The organism is Nocardiopsis synnemataformans (genome assembly GCF_965343085.1).
GTDB classification, from domain to species: domain Bacteria; phylum Actinomycetota; class Actinomycetes; order Streptosporangiales; family Streptosporangiaceae; genus Nocardiopsis; species Nocardiopsis alborubida.
The window spans coordinates 68,672-85,868 of sequence record NZ_CBDRFA010000017.1; the positions used below are offsets into that span (position 1 = coordinate 68,672).

At 74.2% G+C, this 17,197-nt stretch carries 12 protein-coding genes; 8 read left to right on the plus strand and 4 right to left on the minus strand.

Going from position 1 to position 17,197, the window contains the following annotated elements; translation table 11 throughout:
- Positions 1–4 precede the first annotated feature (4 nt).
- From ACSIH6_RS12375 to idi, 3 genes are all read left to right on the plus strand, one after another.
- Positions 5–1,342 (plus strand): family 2 encapsulin nanocompartment cargo protein terpene cyclase, encoded by a 1,338-nt coding sequence (locus ACSIH6_RS12375; RefSeq protein WP_435108444.1) that lies wholly within the window; start codon positions 5–7, stop codon positions 1,340–1,342.
- A 104-nt stretch (positions 1,343–1,446) separates the two neighbouring features.
- Entirely contained in the window at positions 1,447–2,307 is an 861-nt protein-coding gene (locus tag ACSIH6_RS12380) for a geranyl diphosphate 2-C-methyltransferase (protein ID WP_435108398.1), read from the plus strand.
- Between the two features lie 98 nt (positions 2,308–2,405).
- On the plus strand, positions 2,406–3,005 hold the full coding sequence (gene idi / locus ACSIH6_RS12385) for an isopentenyl-diphosphate Delta-isomerase (RefSeq protein WP_435108399.1): 600 nt from the start codon (positions 2,406–2,408) through the stop codon (positions 3,003–3,005).
- 32 nt (positions 3,006–3,037) lie between these two features.
- On the opposite strand, the gene ACSIH6_RS12390 is transcribed toward idi, so the two are convergent.
- Both ACSIH6_RS12390 and ACSIH6_RS12395 read right to left on the minus strand, forming a co-directional pair.
- Positions 3,038–3,853 (minus strand): metallophosphoesterase family protein, encoded by an 816-nt coding sequence (locus ACSIH6_RS12390; protein WP_435108400.1) that lies wholly within the window; start codon positions 3,851–3,853, stop codon positions 3,038–3,040.
- Between the two features lies 1 nt (position 3,854).
- Entirely contained in the window at positions 3,855–4,247 is a 393-nt protein-coding gene (locus tag ACSIH6_RS12395) for a DoxX-related protein (protein ID WP_435108401.1), read from the minus strand.
- 548 nt (positions 4,248–4,795) lie between these two features.
- Here ACSIH6_RS12395 and ACSIH6_RS12400 point away from each other — a divergent pair.
- From ACSIH6_RS12400 to ACSIH6_RS12420, 5 genes are all read left to right on the plus strand, one after another.
- The gene (locus ACSIH6_RS12400) at positions 4,796–6,280 is read left to right on the plus strand and encodes a sodium/glutamate symporter (protein ID WP_435108402.1); all 1,485 of its coding nucleotides are present in this window, start codon (positions 4,796–4,798) and stop codon (positions 6,278–6,280) included.
- A 252-nt stretch (positions 6,281–6,532) separates the two neighbouring features.
- Positions 6,533–8,062, plus strand: a complete 1,530-nt coding sequence (locus tag ACSIH6_RS12405; protein ID WP_435108403.1) for a TIGR02677 family protein — start codon at positions 6,533–6,535, stop codon at positions 8,060–8,062.
- Complete coding sequence (locus ACSIH6_RS12410; protein ID WP_435108404.1) at positions 8,062–9,660, plus strand: DUF2398 family protein; 1,599 nt, start codon at positions 8,062–8,064, stop codon at positions 9,658–9,660. The genes ACSIH6_RS12405 and ACSIH6_RS12410 overlap by 1 nt, the downstream gene beginning before the upstream one ends.
- Positions 9,660–13,982: an SbcC/MukB-like Walker B domain-containing protein gene (locus ACSIH6_RS12415; protein ID WP_435108405.1), complete on the plus strand. Its 4,323-nt coding sequence runs from the start codon at positions 9,660–9,662 to the stop codon at positions 13,980–13,982. The genes ACSIH6_RS12410 and ACSIH6_RS12415 overlap by 1 nt, the downstream gene beginning before the upstream one ends.
- Positions 13,983–14,130: 148 nt before the next feature.
- The gene (locus ACSIH6_RS12420; RefSeq protein WP_435108406.1) at positions 14,131–14,763 is read left to right on the plus strand and encodes a M15 family metallopeptidase; all 633 of its coding nucleotides are present in this window, start codon (positions 14,131–14,133) and stop codon (positions 14,761–14,763) included.
- Between the two features lie 48 nt (positions 14,764–14,811).
- Here ACSIH6_RS12420 and ACSIH6_RS12425 read toward each other — a convergent pair whose 3' ends face one another.
- Entirely contained in the window at positions 14,812–16,011 is a 1,200-nt protein-coding gene (locus ACSIH6_RS12425; RefSeq protein ID WP_435108407.1) for a hypothetical protein, read from the minus strand.
- Between the two features lie 63 nt (positions 16,012–16,074).
- Complete coding sequence (locus tag ACSIH6_RS12430; protein ID WP_435108408.1) at positions 16,075–17,160, minus strand: hypothetical protein; 1,086 nt, start codon at positions 17,158–17,160, stop codon at positions 16,075–16,077.
- Positions 17,161–17,197 lie beyond the last annotated feature (37 nt).

The window sequence follows — 17,197 nt, forward strand, 5'->3', positions numbered from 1 at the left end:
CAGGATGTCCGCCTCCGCCGCCTCTCCGGAGGCGGCGGCCCTGGTGGACGACCTGCTCCGCGACCCGCGGCGCCCCGGGAGACCGGACCTGCTGGTGTCCGCGGCCGCCCCGCGGACGCCTCCCGCGCCCCGGCTGCCCGTGGGGTCCCGCGAGGTCGGCACGTCGGCGCTGCGGCTCCGCCTGCCCGACTCCCATGTCGCCGACCAGAGCCCCGGCGCCCTCGCCGCGCGCACCGGACTCCGCGTCCCCGGCCACCCCGGCGGGCTGGGGCCGGGCGCCGCGGGCGTCCCCGCCCCGGCGCGGGAGCGCCCGGGGACCGGCGCCTCCCGGCCTGGGGGGCCGGCCCCCGTCCCCGAACCCGAGGGGCCCGAGGTCGACGGGGAGCGGATCCCGGCGCTGTACTGCCCGCCCGCCGTCCGCGACGACCCCGCCCTGGGCGACGAGGTCGACGACCGGCTGGTGGTGTGGGCCGAGGAGGTGGGGGTCTACCCCGGCCAGCTCGACCGCGTCCGCGCGGCCGGGTTCGGACGCCTCATCATGCTCGCCCACCCCGAGACCGACGACCCCGACCGCCTGCTGGCGGCGGCCAAGTGCGCCCTGGCCGAGTGGTCCGTGGACGACCACTACGTCGACGGCGAGGCCGAGGAGGCGCACCCGGAGCTGCTCGGCCAGCGCCTGGCGATCGCCCACTCGGTCATCGACCAGGCGCACCTGCCGCTGCGCTACGCGCCCCAGCTGGAGGAGGTCGTGGGCGCGGACCCCGTGATGCGGGCCCTGCGCTCCAGCCTGGGCAACCTCGGCGCCTACGCCACGGCTTCGCAGGTGCGCAGGCTCCGCCACGAGCTGGCGATCATGTTCGTGGCCTACAACCAGGAGGGCGTCTGGCTGGCGACCGGACACCGGCCGCCGGTCTGGGAGTTCCTCATGCACCGGCACGAGAACAGCTTCGTGCCGTGCATGGCGCTCATCGACGCGGTCGCCGGGTACGAGCTGCCGCACCAGGAGTTCTCCGAGCCGAGCGTGCGCCGCGTGTTCACCCTGGCGGGCAGCGCGAGCGTGATCGTCAACGACCTGTACTCCATGGGCAAGGAGGACGTCACCGACCTCAGCCTGCCCCGGCTGATCGCCACCGAGGACGGGTGCTCGCTGGGTGAGGCCGTCCGGCGCACCGTCGACATCCACGACGAGCTGATGCACGCCTTCGAGGCCGAGGCCGCCGCCCTGGCGCTCAGCGGCTCGCCGGAGCTGCGCCGCTTCCTGCGGGGCCTGTGGGCCTGGCTCGGCGGCAGCCGTGAATGGCACGCCCGCAGCCCCCGCTACCACGGGGCGGGCACCGACTGAACGGGCCGCGCCCGGCGCGGCCCGTTCCTCCTCCGCGGACCGGCCCGGCCCCGAACCCGGGCCGGTCCCGACCGACACACACCACGACAAGGAGTTCTCTCGCGATGACCGAGACCATCAGCCGATCGGCGAACGTCCTGCGCACCGCCTACCAGGAGTCCGTGGCGGCGTACTGGAACGCCGAGAAGGACCCCGTCAACATCCGCCTCGGCGAGGTCGACGGCCTCTACCACCACCACTACGGGATCGGCGACTACGACCCGTCCGTGCTGGAGGGCCCGGAGCAGACCCGCGACGAGCGCATCATCCAGGAGATGCACCGCCTGGAGACCGCGCAGGCCCACCTGCTGCTGGACCACCTGGGCGCGGTCGGGCCCGACGACCGGATCATGGACACCGGCTCCGGGCGCGGCGGCAGCAGCTTCATGGCCAACCAGCGCTTCGGCTGCCACGTGGACGGGATCAGCATCTCCGAGCAGCAGGTCGTCTTCTCCAACGGCCAGGCCGAGGAGCGGGGCGTGGCCGACCGCGTGCGCTTCCACTTCCGCAACATGCTCGACACCGGCTTCGAGACGGGTTCGCTGCGCGCCAGCTGGAACAACGAGTCCACCATGTACGTGGACCTGTTCGAGCTCTTCCGCGAGCACGCCCGCCTGCTGGAGTACGGTGGCCGCTACGTCACCATCACCGGCTGCTACAACGACGTCACCGGCGGCCGCTCCAAGGCGGTCAGCCGCATCGACGAGCACTACACCTGCAACATCCACCCCCGGAGCGAGTACTTCCGGGCGATGGCCGCCAACGGACTCGTCCCGATCGAGGTCGTCGACCTCACCGAGGCCACGATCCCGTACTGGGAGCTGCGCGCGCAGTCCTCCGTGGCCACCGGCATCGAGGACCCCTTCCTCACCGCCTACAAGGAGAACAGCTTCCACTACCTGCTCATCGCGGCCGACCGCGTCTGAACCTCCCGGGGGCGGCGCGGACCCCGGCCGCGCCGCCCCCCGGAACACCCGCACCCCGTCGAGCACCCGCACCCCGCCGTCGAACACGAAGGACACCGATGACCACCAGAACGGACACCGACCACCGCTCCGCCGCCGCCCCGGACGACCGCGCCGCGCGGCCGGTCATGCTCGAACTGGTCGACGAGGACGGGGTGACGGTCGGCACCGCGGAGAAGCTCTCCGCCCACCTGCCCCCCGGACGACTGCACCGGGCCTTCTCGGTCTTCCTGCTGGACGAGCGGGGCCGCCTACTGCTCCAGCGCCGCGCCCTGGGCAAGTACCACTCTCCCGGCGTGTGGTCCAACACCTGCTGCGGCCACCCCTACCCCGGTGAGCCGCCCTTCGTGGCCGCGGCCCGGCGCACCGGTGAGGAGCTGGGCGTGGCGCCCGCGCTGATGCGGGAGGCCGGAACCGTGCGCTACAACCACCCCGACCCGGTCTCCGGGCTGGTGGAGCAGGAGTACAACCACCTCTTCGTGGGCCTGGTGCGCGACGGGCCGCGTCCCGACCCCGAGGAGATCGCCGAGACCGCGCTCGTCGACCCGGCCGGGCTCGCGCGGCTGCGCGGGGAGCATCCGCTCTCGGCCTGGTTCACGACCGTGTTCGACGCCGCGCTGCCCGCGGTGCGCGAGCTGGTCCCCGGCGCGGGCTGGTAGCCCCCGGCCCGGATCCCCGTCGCGCCCACGGTCTACAGGATGCGGCGCGGTCCTTCGGGCGGGTGCGGACGGGCGCCCCACTCACGGGGGTAGCCCAGCGAGACCTCCACGTGGGGCACGCCGTCGACCACGATCGTGCGCGGGATGTGCAGGTGCCCGTAGACCACCGCGCGCGCCCGGTAGCGCACGTGCCAGTCCGCGGTGGCCTCCGTCCCGCACCACTGGGCGAACTCGGGGTAGCGCAGGATCCGGGTGGGTTCGCGCACGAGCGGGAAGTGGTTGACCAGCACGGTGGGCAGGTCCGCGTCCAGCGCGTCCAGCCGCTCGCGCGTGTACTCCAGGCGGGCACGGCACCAGGCGTCACGCCCGGGGTGGGGGTCGGGGTGCAGCAGGTACTCGTCGGTGCACACCACGCCCGCCTCGTGGGCGACCGCCAGCGCCTCCTCCTTGGTACGCGTCCCCTCGGGCCGGAAGGTGTGGTCGTACAGGACGAACAGGGGAGCCACCGCGACCGGGCCCTCGGGCCCCGGCCACACCGGATAGGGGTCCTCGGGGGTGTGCACGCCCAGGCCGCGCAGGCCCTCGACCAGGTGCCGGTAGCGCGCCTCCCCGCGTAGCTGGACGGGGTCCGTGGGCGTGGTCCACAGGTCGTGGTTGCCGGGCACCCAGACCACGGTGGCGAACCGGTTCGCCAGCAGTTCCATCGCCCAGAGGACGTCGTCGCTGGTCTCGGCGACGTCCCCGGCCACCAGGAGCCAGTCGTCGTCGGACTCCGGTCGTAGCCCTTCGGTGAAGGCGCGGTTGCCACCGTGCCGTACGTGCAGGTCGCTGATGGCGAACAGGCCCATCTCACCGTCTCCCCGTGTCGGCTCCGGTCCGCGGCCACCCTACACAGGCACGGGTGAAGGCCCTCGCGTGCGCCCCGGGGTGCCGGGCGCGCAGGTGGTGGACCAGCACCGCGAGCGCCCAGGGCGAGGTGCGCGCCCACAGGATCCCCGCGGCCCCGGCCAGTTCGAGGACGCCCGTGGCGGTGACCAGCAGGGCGGGAGCGGGCAGCGCGGGCGGGACCATCGCGATCAGCTCCTCGCGCATGCCCACGAAGTGCGACACCCCGGTCAGGGTGAACACGGCCGCGATCCCGCCCCGCAGGGCCAGCGGCCAGGAGCGCAGCGGGCGCACGCCCGCGGCGCCGAGGACGAGCAGCAGCGCGGTGACGCCGACGAGGGCGATGAGGGGTTCCATGGTGCTTGCTCCCGGTTCGTGTTCCCGCTCTGTGATCTTTCCACTGGAAATATCCCTTCCGCCGACTGAACCTGTCAATGGAAAGATTGGGAGGTGGGTTTCGGAGGAGGAGTCCGGAGTGGGGCGGGGTGCCCGTGCGCTTCGGGTGACACTTCCCATCCCGGGGACGGGCGGCCGGGTGGAGCGGCTCGGGTAGGGCCCACGGTCCCTCAGCGCAGGAGTCCCGTTCCGTCGGTCGCCGCGAAGCCGTTCGTGGAGCCGCGTTCGTGCCTTGGCGCAGGTGGGAGCGTTGGCGGTCGCGGTCGTCGCGGGCCGTGCAGTGTGACCGGGTCCGTGCTCCGCGTCCGCTTCGGTCACGCTGAGTCCGTGTTCGACACCACTACGGCGTGTGTAAGATGCCGCGGGTGATCGTGACGACACGGTCACCCGAGCCGTGGTGCCTTCCCCCTACCTCCCCGCCACGGCGCCGAGCCGAGGCGTGCCGCCCCCGACCCGCTCCGTGTCCGGGTGCGCACGCGCTCGCCGAACCGACACACGAGAGGTAGAGGATGAGCCCTGAGACCGTCGGCCTCGCGCTCCTGCTGCTGGGAGTGCTGCTGCTGGTAGCGAAGCTGGTACGGGTCAGGTGGAAGCTGACACAGAGGCTCTACCTGCCCGGATCGATCATCGGCGGCGGTGCCGCGCTGCTCCTGGGCCCCGACGTGTTCGGGCGCCTCATGGGCTGGTTGGCCGACCGGGGCGTCGGCGGGGGCTTCGCCGAGCGCGCGGCCGAGGGCGGACTCTTCGGCGCCGACGTGATGGCGGTCTGGTCCGCCCTGCCCGGCCTGCTGATCTCGGTGGTCTTCGCCAGCCTCTTCCTCGGCAAGCCCCTGCCCCGCTTCCGCGAGGCCGCGTCCCTGGCGGGTCCCAACCTCGCCTTCGGCGTCACCATGGCCAGCGGCCAGTACGTGATCGGCCTGGTGCTCGCCCTGCTGGTGCTCGCCCCCCTGTTCGGCGTGCCGGTCATCTCCGGGGCCCTGATCGAGATCGGCTTCCTCGGCGGGCACGGGACCGCGGCGGGCCTGGGCGACACCTTCGACCAGGCGGGCTGGGCCGAGGGGCAGGACCTCGCCCTGGGCATGGCCACCGTCGGACTGCTGTCCGGGATCATCGTCGGCATCGTCCTCATCAACTGGGGCGTGCGCCGCGGCAAGTCCAACGTGATCAGCGCCGACACCCGCGGCAGCGACACCGAGCAGGCCGGGCTGGTCGAGCCCGGCAAGCGCTCGGCGGGCTCGACCATGACCGTCCACCCCTCGTCCATGGACCCGCTGACGCTCCACTTCGGGCTGGTCGCCCTCGCCGTGCTGATCGGTCAGCTCATCCTCATGGGGTTGCAGTGGCTGGAGCGGACGCTGTGGGCCGACACCATCGAGATCATGGCCTACGTGCCGCTGTTCCCGCTGGCCATGATCGGCGGCATCGTCCTCCAGGTGTTCGTCGACCGGTTCGACCGCAACGACGTGGTGGACCACGGGACCGTCGAGCGGATCCAGGGCCTGTCGCTGGACGTGCTCATCATCGCCGCGATGGCCACCCTGTCGCTCCAGGCCATCGCCGACAACCTCGCCGCCTTCGTGATCCTCGCCGTGGCGGGCATCCTGTGGTCGCTGTGCGGCTTCCTGTTCCTGGCGCCGCGGATGATGCCCAGCCACTGGTTCGAACGGGGCATCGGCGAGTTCGGCCAGTCGCTCGGCGTGACCGCCACGGGCCTGGTGCTGATGCGCGTCGTCGACCCGGAGATGAAGTCGCCCGCCTATCCGGCGTTCGGCTACAAGCAGCTGATCTTCGAGCCGTTCTTCGGGGGCGGCCTGGTCACCGCGGCCGCCATCCCGCTGATCATCAGCCCGCAGGTGGGGGCGGTGGGCTTCCTGGCGATCATGGCCGTGGTCCTGGCGGCCAGCCTGGTCACGGGCCTGTTCGTGCTCCGGCGCCGGTCGCGCGGTGCCGCCGTGCCCGAACGGGAGGCCGAGGAGGCCGAGACGGTGTCCTGACCCGGGGGTGTCGCCGGCCCGGCCCCGGCGGAGCGGGGCGCGGGGCCCAGCGGTCAGGACCCGTCCGGTGCTCCGGTGACGCGGCGCGGGCGCGGCCCCGGGCCGGTCCCGCGCCGGGGCGCCGAGCGCCCTCCCGGAACCGGGCCTGTGGAAAACGGGTGTAGCGTCCCTTCGGTCACCTAGCGTTAGTCGTGGAGGCGGGACCGGCCCGAGGTCCGCCCCGGCAGCGCACACCAACCGAAGGGGCGGCCCGTGGTCGAACGCAGAGCCCTCGACATGGACTCGCTCGCGGTCAGCGACCGGTTCCGTCTGTTCAACTTCACCCGGCGCGACGACCACGTCACCTACCTGTGGATCCTGCGGGCCATGGACCGCCTGCGCGAGGTCCACCAGGTCCAGGTGGCCCCCGACGACGTCGCCGAGGCCCTGCGCGAGCTGGCCCGATCCCACGACGGGGTGCCCGTGCCCGACCGGAGCCTGCGCGACCGCCTGGACGAGCTGCACGCCGACCGCGTCGTGCACCGCTTCGACGACGCCTCGCGCGCCGGCAACCTGGCGCGCTACCGCAACCGCCAGTCGGTCTACCAGTTCAGCGAGCTCGGCTACCGTGCCTACCAGTCGGTCGAGAACCTGCTGGGCGCCCGCATCGAGGACGTCAACCTGTCCCGGCTGGTCTTCTCCGAGGTCCTGGAGGACCTGCGCGCCCTGGCCGAGGCCAACCGCACCGGCCGGGCCGAACAGGTCTACCGCAGGCTCTCGCGCCTGGACGCGGTCATGGAGGACATGGGGCGCCGCTCCGCCCAGTTCCACGTCACCCTCGGTGAGATCCTGCGCTCCACCGACACCTCCCCGGACATCTTCCTGCGCCACAAGAACGCCCTGCTGGTGCACATGAGCGACTTCATGGCCGAACTCGACCGCTACCTGCCCCGCCTGGACCGCGCCGTGCGCGAGGTGGAGGAGACCGGGCTGGCCACACTGCTCTCCCGCGCCGCCGACTCCGACGAGCGCCTGTTCATGGAGCGCGACGAGCGCCTGGCCGACTGGCGGCGCCGCTGGCGGGCCCTGCGCGCCTGGTTCGCCTCCGACGACGCCATCCCCGCGCGGGCCGCCGAACTCCACTCGGCCACCCGGTCGGCCGTCTCGGGCGTCATCGCCCTGCTGCGCCAGATCACCGAGGCCCAGCGCGGCGGGGTCAACCGCTCCACCCAGCTGCGCCACCTCGCCGAGTGGGTGTTCCACACCCCCGACGACGGCGCCGCGCACGCCCTGATGGGCGCCGCCTTCAACGTCCGCTCCGCCCGCCACCTGGGCGCGGCCCACGACGACGAGGAACAGATCCCACCCAACACGACCTGGTGGGACGCCCCCGGCGTGGAGGTGTCGGTCACCCTGTTCCGCAGCGGCACCGCCCCCAACGCGGGCGTGCCCAAGCCGGTACGGCGCAACCCCGGCGCCCAGGCGCGCCTGCGCGGACAGCAGGCCGCCGGCCGGGCCGCCGAACGCGAGGCCGCGGCCCGCCTCGTCGACCTGGGCGCCCACGGCCGGGTCCTGGACGAGACCGACACCCGCGTCCTGCTGCGCCTGGTCACCCGTGCCCTGGAGTCGCGCAGCGTCGTCGCCGGACGCCTGTCCTCGGCCAGCGGCGAGGGCGACGGCACCATGGTCCGCCTGGTCCCCGACCCGGCGGGCAGCACCGTCCACACCAGCCAGGGTCGACTCCACCTGCCGGGTCTGCGCCTGGAGGCCACCGGCCACCGGCCCCGAACGAAGAACACCTGATGCCCCGACTCTTCGCCCGCACGGTCGCCCCCGCCGACCTGGGCTCCTACCAGCAGGCCATGCGCCGCGTCCTCACCTGCGACCTCATCACCGCCGCGCGTCCGCGCCCCGGTGTGCTGGACCAGGTGCTGCGCTGGGCCGACGAACTCGCCTCCGACCTGGAGCGGCTCTTCGGCTACACCCTGGTCGCCACCACCGACCACGTGCGCCTGGTCCGCGAACTCGACGCCCTGGACCCCACCCAGCGCCAGACCTTCTCGCGCCGGGGCAGGCCCTTCGACCGGCGCAGACTCGCCTACCTGTGCCTGGTGCTGGCCGCCTTCCAGCGCTCCCAGATCGAGATCAGCCTCGCCGACCTGGTCGGCCGGTTCACCCCCGCGGCCAACGCCGTCGGCGGGCTGGGCTACGACCCCACCGACGGCGCCCACAAGGCCGCGCTGGTCGACGTCGCCCACTGGCTGGTGGACCGCGGGGCGCTCCACCTGTCCGACGGGTCCCTGGAGGCGTGGGCGGCGGGCGGTGAGCAGGGCGACGCCCTGTTCGACATCGACCACGAGGTGTGCGAACTGCTGTTCCGTCCGGCACGCCCGGTCCAGCACCTGGGCAGCGTCGCCGGGCTGCTCGCCGACCCGCTCACCGAGGCCTCGCCGCGCGAGCAGGCGGCCCGGCGGGCGCGGCGGCTCCTGGTGGAGCGGCCGGTCGTGTACTACGCCGACGTCGAGCCGGCGGTGGCCGCGGTCCTGCGCGGCCGGGGTGTGGCCGAGGACCTGGCCCGCGCCACCGGGCTCAACGTCGAGCGCCGCGCCGAGGGTGTCCTGCTGGCCGACCCGGCGGGCACCTTCACCGACCGGCCCTTCCCCGGCCGGGGCGGGGCGGTCAACCGCACCGCCGGACTGCTGCTGGCCAAGGTGGCCGACCTGCTGGAGACCTCCCTGGCCGCGCTGGTCCGGCTCCAGGTGCCCCCGCACGCCGACGACCAAGCCGAACTCGTCCGGCTCGTGGACGCCGGTCTGCCCCGCGACGGCGTCGTGGCCGACCTGGCCTGGACCGTGGAGCCCGCCGGGGAGCGGGAGGAGGCCGCGGCGCTGCTGGAGGTCCCCCTGGTCGAGCGCGGTCGCTGGGAGACCATGATCCACGAGCTCTACGCGGAGTTCGGCGCCTCCTCCTTCGGCGGGGCCTGGCAGCAGGACCCCTACGGCCTGCTGGACGCCGCCCTGACCCTGCTCGCCGAGCTCTCCCTCATCCGGCCGGTCCCCGGCGGCGCCCTGGTGCTCCCCGCCGCCTCCCGCTACCGCAACATCCAGGGTGCGCTGCCCGAGCGCGCCGGTGAGGGACAGCTGCCCCTGGGGCTGACCGACCCCCCGCCGGAGGAGCGGGGACCGACCGGCGGCGGAGAACCCGCCGCGCCCGCAGTACCCGCAGGACCTGACACCGGGAATCCCGATCCCGAGGGCCCCGACCCAGAGGATCCCGTCCCCGGGGACCACGACCCAGGGGCAGCCGACGCCGAGGGCACTGCGGACACCTCCGCCCTCGCGGACGACGCCTCTCCCGACACGACCCCCGTAGCCGCCTCCACCTCCGCGGAAGGAAATTGATGTCCCCCAGGAGCGACCGATTCCGGCCCAGCCGCGCCGGTGTGATCAACGTCTGGGACTACGTCGACGAGGAGTTCGTGTTCGCCGACGGGCGCCTCGTCCTGCGCGGACACAACGGCTCGGGCAAGACCAAGGCGCTGGAGGTGCTCTTCCCGTTCATCCTGGACGGGTACACCGACGCCCGCCGCCTGGACCCCTTCAGCGGCCAGAACCGCACCATGAAGTCCAACCTGCTCTACCGCGGCCAGGACTCCGAGTACGGGTACGTGTGGATGGAGTTCGCCCGCACCGGATCGCAGGAGCGGGAGGGGACAGAGACGGTCACCCTGGTCATCGGCCTGCGCGCGCACCGCCACCGCGACGGCGTGACCCCCTCCTTCTTCGTCACCGACCAGCGTCTGGGCGTGGACTTCGGCCTGCTCGCCTCCGACGGCCGTCCGCTCACCGAGAGGCAGCTCAAGGGGGTGCTCGGCGAGGACGCCTTCCGCTCCACCGCCGCCGACTACCGCCGCGCCGTGGACGCCCGCCTGTTCGGCCTGGGCGAGCGCTACGTCCAGCTGCTCGACCTGCTGCTGGCGCTGCGCCGCCCGCTGCTGGCCAAGGACCTGGACCCCGAAAAGGTCTCCGAGACCCTCACCAGCGGTTTGAGCCCCCTGGACGAGGAACTCGTCGACCAGGCCGCCCGCGACTTCACCAACCTGTCCGCCGTCCAGCGCCGCTTCGACCAGGCCAGCACGGCGCACGCCGCGACCACGGCCTTCGTCGGAGAGTACGCCGCCTACCTCACCGCCCACTCCCGCCACCGTCTCGCCCGCGTGCACACCGCCACCGGACAGACCGTCGAGCAGGCCCGCGCCATCGCCGAGGCTCGCGACACCCGCGAGCGGGCCACGCTCACGCACGCGGCCGCCACCGACCGGGCCGAGGAGCACGACGCCCGGATCCGTCGGCTCGCCGCACGTAAGGGCGGGCTGGAGGCGCACGAGGCCTTCCGCAGCCACGCCGCCCTGGAGATCGAACGCGCGCACAGCGCCGAGAACGCCCGCGCCCTGGCCGAGCAGCAGACCAGACTGGACGACCAGGCCGGGGAGGTCGCCGCCCTCCAGTGGGAGGCCGACCGGGTCGCCGCCGACCTCGAACACGGGCGGGCGCGCACCGCTGAACTGGCCGCGGAGCTGGCCGAGAGCGCCGGTCAGGCCGGGCTCGACCACGACGGGGAGGGGCCCGCCGACAGTGGCGAGGACCTGACCGCCACCGCCCAGGCGCGCGCGACCGCCCGCCGCGCCGACGTGGCCGCGGTCCGCGAGCGCCTCGCCGAACTCGCCCGGGCCGAGACCGCGCGCGGCGCCGCCGAACGGGCCAGCACCCAGGCCGAGGACCGGCTCGGGCGCAGCGAGGCGGAGTGCGCCCGCGCGGCCGAGGACCTGGCCGCGGCCCGCGCCACCGCCGCCGACGCCCTCACCGCCTGGGCCGGGCACTGGGCCGAGGGCCCCGCCCCGGTCACCGACACCGCCTGCGTCGCGGCCCTGGCCGAGGCCCTGGAGGGCGTCGGCCGACCCGGCACCCCCACGGTGGCGGAGGTCTACGGCGAGCACACCGACCAGCAGCGCCTGGACGCCGCCGCGCACACGCGCACCCTGGAGACCGACCGGGACCAGCTCGCCGCCGAGATCGACCGCCTCACCCGCGAGCGCGAGGACATCGCCGCCGAACGCGACGACGCCCCGCCCGCCGACGCGCTGCGCACCGCCTCCCGCGAGGGGCGCCCCGGCGCCCCTCTGTGGCAGCTGGTCCGCTTCGCCGACGCGGTCGGCGACGACGAGGCCGCCGCGATCGAGGGCGCCCTGCACGGCGCGGGCCTGCTCACCGCCTGGGTACTGCCCCCCGACGCCGACGCCACCCGCGCCGCGCTCACCGCGGGTGCGGCCGACGCCTACCTGCTGCCCGCCGGGGGCGCAGCCGTCGGAGAGGGGCCCACCCTGGCCGACGTGCTGGTGCCCGAGCAGCAGGACCGGGTTCCCGAGCACGTCATCGCCCGTGTCCTGGCGTCGGTGCGCCTGACCGACGACAGCGGGGGGAGTCCGGGCGACCTCACGGACGCCGTCCAGCCCCCCGGTCCGGTCGGTTCCGAGGGGTCGGCCGACACCACGGGCGGCGCGGGTGCCGGGGGAACGGCGGCGCACGCCGTCAGCACCGGCGCACGGTTCGCCCAGGGAATGCTGGTGGGCGCCAGCCCCAAGGCCGCCCCCGAGTTCATCGGTGCCACCAACCGCGCACACCGCCGCCGGGAGCGCCTGGCCGAGTGCGACGCGCGCATCGCCGAGCTCGACGAGCGGCGCGCGGGGGTCGCCGAGCAGCTCGACCGGGCGGGCGAACTGCTCAAGGCCTTCACCCGGGCCCGAGCCGCCCTGCCCGAGACCACCACGATCGACCGGGCCGTGCGCCGGGTCGACCAGCAGTCCACCCTCCTGGCCTCGGCGCGGGCCGAGAACGAGGAGCGCCGCCGCGACCTGGACGCCGCGGTCGCCGAGGCCGACGCGCACCGCCACCAGGTGCGCGCGGTGGCCGCCGAACGCGCCATGCCCGCCCAGCCCGATACGGTGGATGCCGTCGCCCGTGCCGTGGACGACTTCCTGGAGACCGCGCGCCAGCTGCACACCGCCCGCACCGAGGTCGACCGGCACACCGCCGACCTGGAGGGCCGTGAGGAAACCCTCGCCCGTCTGCGCGGACGGCTGGAAGAGGACCGCGAGCGCCACGAGGAGCGCACCCGCGAGCACGAGCGCGCCGTGGCCGAGCTGACCGCCAAGCAGGAGGGCATCGACGCCCCGGTCCGCGAGCTCATGGCCGAGCTCGAACAGGTCAAGGAGGGGCTGCACCGGGCTCGCGAGGAGCACCAGAGCGCCCAGAAGGAGGCCGCGGCCGCCCACGAGGCCATGATCCGGGCCGACGAGAAGCTGGAGGGCGGGCAGCGGGCCCTCGCCGACTCCCTCACCGCCCTGTTCGAGCAGGCCGACGCCTTCGCCGCCCTCACCCATCCCGACCTGCGCGCCACCCTGGGCGTGGACACCGCGCACGCCTGGCCGGACCGGCGTTCCTGGCCCGCCCCCGACGAGGCCGCCGAGCAGGTCCTGGCCTCGGTCTCGGGCGACCCGGAGGCCGCCGTGCGCGCCGTCCTGCCCGGTCACGCGGCGGAGCTGCTCGACGCGTTCACCGCCGCCGTCGGCTCCGGGGCCGCGGTCACCGACGGCGACCTCAAGTCCGTCTCCACGCGGATCTCCAACGCCCTGCGCGTCTTCCAGGACACCCTGGGCGGCGACGCCGAGGGCTACCGGGTCGACCACGACCTCGGCGTCAGCGGCGTCATCACGGTGTTCGTCAACGACGAGACCGGCCGCAACCCCGTCTCCGTCTTCGCCCGCGTCATCGCCGAACGCGTCGAGGAACAGGGCGCGCTGCTGCGCGAGGAGGAGCGCGGGGTGCTGGAGGACGAACTGCTCACCGGGATCGCCCAGCAGATCCACGAGCGGGTGCGGGTGGCCCGTGACCTGGTCGTCGGCATGGACGGCGACACCCGTTCGCGGCCCATGTCCTCGGGCACCCGGATCGGCATCCGCTGGAGCCGCTCGGACCGCGTCACCGAGCACCAGGCCACCGCCGCCCGCCTGGTCCGGCGCGACACCGACGGACTGGGCGCCTCGGGACTGACCCGGTTGCGCGAGGTCCTGCGGGAGATGATCCGCGAGCACCACGCCGCCCACCCGCGCGCCACCTACAAGCAGGTCCTGTCGGCGGTGCTGGACTACCGCACCTGGTACCGGTTCGAGCTGCGCCTGGCCGTGCCGGGCCAGGAGGAGGTCAAGCTCACCAGGAACAAGCACGAGCAGATGTCGGGCGGCGAGAAGTCCGCCGCGATCCACCTGCCGCTGTTCGCCGCCGCCAACGCCCTGTACACCTCCGCCGCGCCCACCTGCCCCCGGATGGTGGCCCTGGACGAGGCCTTCGCCGGGATCGACGACCGCTACAAGCCCGAACTCATGGGGCTGACGGTCACCTTCGACCTGGACATGTTCATGACCGGGCACGACCTGTGGGTGCACTACGACACCGTGCCCATGGCCGCCCACTACGACATGCACCACGACAAGGGCGCGCACACCGTCTCGGCGATGCTCATGCTCTGGGACGGCGCCCAGACGATCGACGCCGACGCCGGGTTCTCCGGCAACGAGGAGTTGGCCGCCCGGCTGCTGGGCGTCACCCCCAGCCGGTTCGCCCCGCTGTCCTCGGCCGGAACCCTGCTGGAGGACGCCGACGCCTGAGCGGTCCCGGCGCGGCCCCGGTGACCTTCTCCTGGAGGCGTATCGCGGCCGTGCCGAGAAACGACACGTCCGTGCAACACCGCTCGTACTTCACTCGGGGGCGACAAGGACCCCACACATCGCGCACGCGATGCCCGAGAGGTGAAGGATGAGTGAAGTGACGAAGCGGGAGACGGTGGAGGGCCTCCCCGCCGAGGGTTCGGACGGGCGTCCCCGCGGCCCGCTCGGCCGCGGGTGGCGGCCCCGGTACCGGCTGGCCGCGGCCCTGTGCGCCACGGTGGTCGTCGTGCTGGCGGCCTGGTCGATGAACGTGCTGGTGTCAGATCGGGGGGAGGCGGCCACCACCGCTGAGGACGGCGCCCTTCCGGACGACCTGTCGGTCACCCCCTTCGACACGCACCACCCCTCGATCGCCCGCCTGGACGGCGCACTGCTGGAGGCCGTGCAGGAGGCGGCCCGGGACGCCCGTGGGGAGGGAATCGTGCTCCACGTCACGTCGGGCTGGCGCAGCGAGGCGTACCAGCGGCACCTGCTCGACGAGGCCGTCCTCGACCACGGGTCACGCGAGGAGGCCAGGAGACTGGTCAGCACCCCGGAGGAGTCCAGGCACGTGACCGGGGAGGCGATCGACATCGGACCGACCGACGCCGCCGACTGGCTCATCCGCCGCGGCTCGGCCTACGGGCTGTGCCAGGTCTACGCCAACGAGATGTGGCACTTCGAACTGCTCACCGAGCCGGGCGGGAACTGCCCCGACCTCCTGCCCGACGCCGCTGGTTAGCGGCAGGGCGGGGCGGGACCCCGTGCGGCGCCCCGCCCGCGCGCCGGATCAGCCCGCTGCCGGGCCGCCCGGCCCCGAGCGCAGCCCGAAGGGCACGCCGAAACCGGTCAGCCAGCCGTCCTCGGCCAGCAGGCGGAACGCCTCGTGGGTGACGTCGTGGTCGGGTGCCTGGCGCGGCGGCCACCCGAAGGCCTCGGCCACCGCCGACCAGCTGGGGCCGTGCCCGTGCTCGTCCCGGTAGCCGTCCACCCAGCGGGCCACCCGCTCCCCGCGGCCCGAGACCAGCTCACGGGCGCGGTCGGCCACGGGCACGTCCAGCGGCGTGGTCGCCGGTGCGGTGCCCGGCGGAGTCGGCTCCGGGAGGGGCACGTAGGCCAGCGGCAGGGTGACCTCGGTGAGGGAGGCCACCACGGCGCCGCCATCGACGCCCAGGTCCTCGACCCAGGAGATCTCCGTCAGCCACGCGAGCAGCTCCGCCAGTTCGTCGGTGCCGGACAGGGCGCAGGCCGTCACGACGTTCGCGGCCGGGACGCGGATCCGGCCGTCGGGCTCGGCCCACAGGGCGAGGTAGGCCGCCACGAGGCGGAGCCGGTTGGGCTTCTTGCGCATCTTCTTGTGGGCGAGGGTGCGCGAGAACCAGCCCGAGGCCCGGGACCGCACGCCGTTGCCGAGCTTCCAGGTGCTGCCGTCCAGACTCGGCAGGCCGCACCGGGCCGGGTTCGCGGCGTCGGACTCGATCACCGTCTCCGGTGTCGTGCCCAGCCACCCAGAGGAGGTCAGGTCGCTCAGGGCGGCGTGGGCGTCCTCCAGGCGCAGGATGCGCAGGTCCTGGCCGGTGAAGTTCGCCCAGCCCTTCAGCGCGCCCCGCAGGGTGAAGGTGAGGGCGAGCAGGCGGCTGTCGGGGGTCGAGCCCGCGCCCTCCGAGGCCACGCGCTCCCACAGCTCGCGGAAGAAGTCCGCGTGGTGGGGGCCCATCCGCGGCACGCGCCTGCGGTCGGCCGGGATCTTCTCCTGGGGCCTGCTCCTGGCCTCCTCCAGGGCGCGCTTCCTGGCCTTCTTGGCCTTCTTGGCCTCGGCGTTGGACAGCCGCGCGGGAGCGCCGCCCGGCGGCACGCTGATGCCCTGCTCCCTACAGCGCGCGCACTCCATGGCCGCGGCCAGGTCCTCGTTGGGCCGGTGGAAACGGGGCTGGGGGATCTCCTCGGGCAGGGGATCCCGCACGTCACTGGTGGCGGTGTGCTGCGTCATGGTCAGGAGCGTAGCGACGAAAGCTCCCCCGTGTCCGGCATCCACCGGATTCACGCCCCTGACTCACCAGGAACGTAGTTCGAAGGCGGCCGACCCCGGCCCGGTGCAGCCGTGCGGACGCCAGGAGGTGCCGCCGACGGTCGCCCACCGGCACGCCATGCCGCCGATCCCGACCGGCGCGGAGAAGAACTCCTCGCTCCCGGGGGTGAGCCGGGGACGCGCCGTCAGCAGTGTCGAGGCCATGGGCACGGCCCGCGCGCACGCCATGGTCCAGGACACGGGGACCACCCACCACTCGGCCCCGTCCCCGCCCACCCGGCCGCAGACGGGCGTGACCAGCTGTTCGGTGCGGCCCGGCCACCACAGGTCCGTGCTGCCCGGTTCCTGTCCGGAAGCGGCGGCGACTCGGGGAACGGATAGGTCGGCGGGCCGGTCCAGCAGGGTCAGCTCCAGCTCCATGCGGGCCCCGGGCACGGTGAGCTCCACGCGTGCGGGCAGGCCGTCCCCGGTCAGCTCCACGCGGCCGGTGCCCTCCCGGGGCAGGACGCGGCCCAGGTCCAGGTCCCAGGCAGCCAGGTCGCCCTCCAGCACCGGACCGGCGTCCCCGTCCGCTTTGGGAGCGCTCCCGGAGCTGGTCCGCGCCAGGTCCGGGTCCGCGGCCAGGGAGGTCAGCAGCCCGGAGAACAGCGCGGGTCCGTAGTCCTCGGCGGGGAACAGTGCGGCCCGCTCCAGGGGTGTGGCGTCGGCGAGAAGCCCCTCGGCGGCCGCGGAGCCGCCCGGCTCGACGTGGAGGAAGGGGCCGTCGCCGTTGACGATGAGGCCGTACCCCAGGTCCGCGTCCTCCGGCTCGACGCTCAGGGCCCCGCTGCCCGCCGCGTAGCGCATGGTGAAGCGGGTCTCGCCCTCGGGCCACACCTGGTGGGCGGTGTCCGCGGTGCCACCGGCGGCCTCGCCGCGGTCGTCGGCGGGGGTCCGCGTGACCCGCACGACCAGGCCGGGGCTCGCGTCGACCGCGGCCGCCGCCCGCAGCAGCGCCTCGGCCGGGTCCGCGCGCTGGTGGGCGTCGTACACCAGGTAGCCGCCCGGGACGGCGAGCACCGCGCCCACGGCGGCGCTGACGGCGGCGACCGCCCTGGAGGGCTTCCTCATCCGCACATCGTGCTGGAAACGGGTGGGGCTGTCAAAG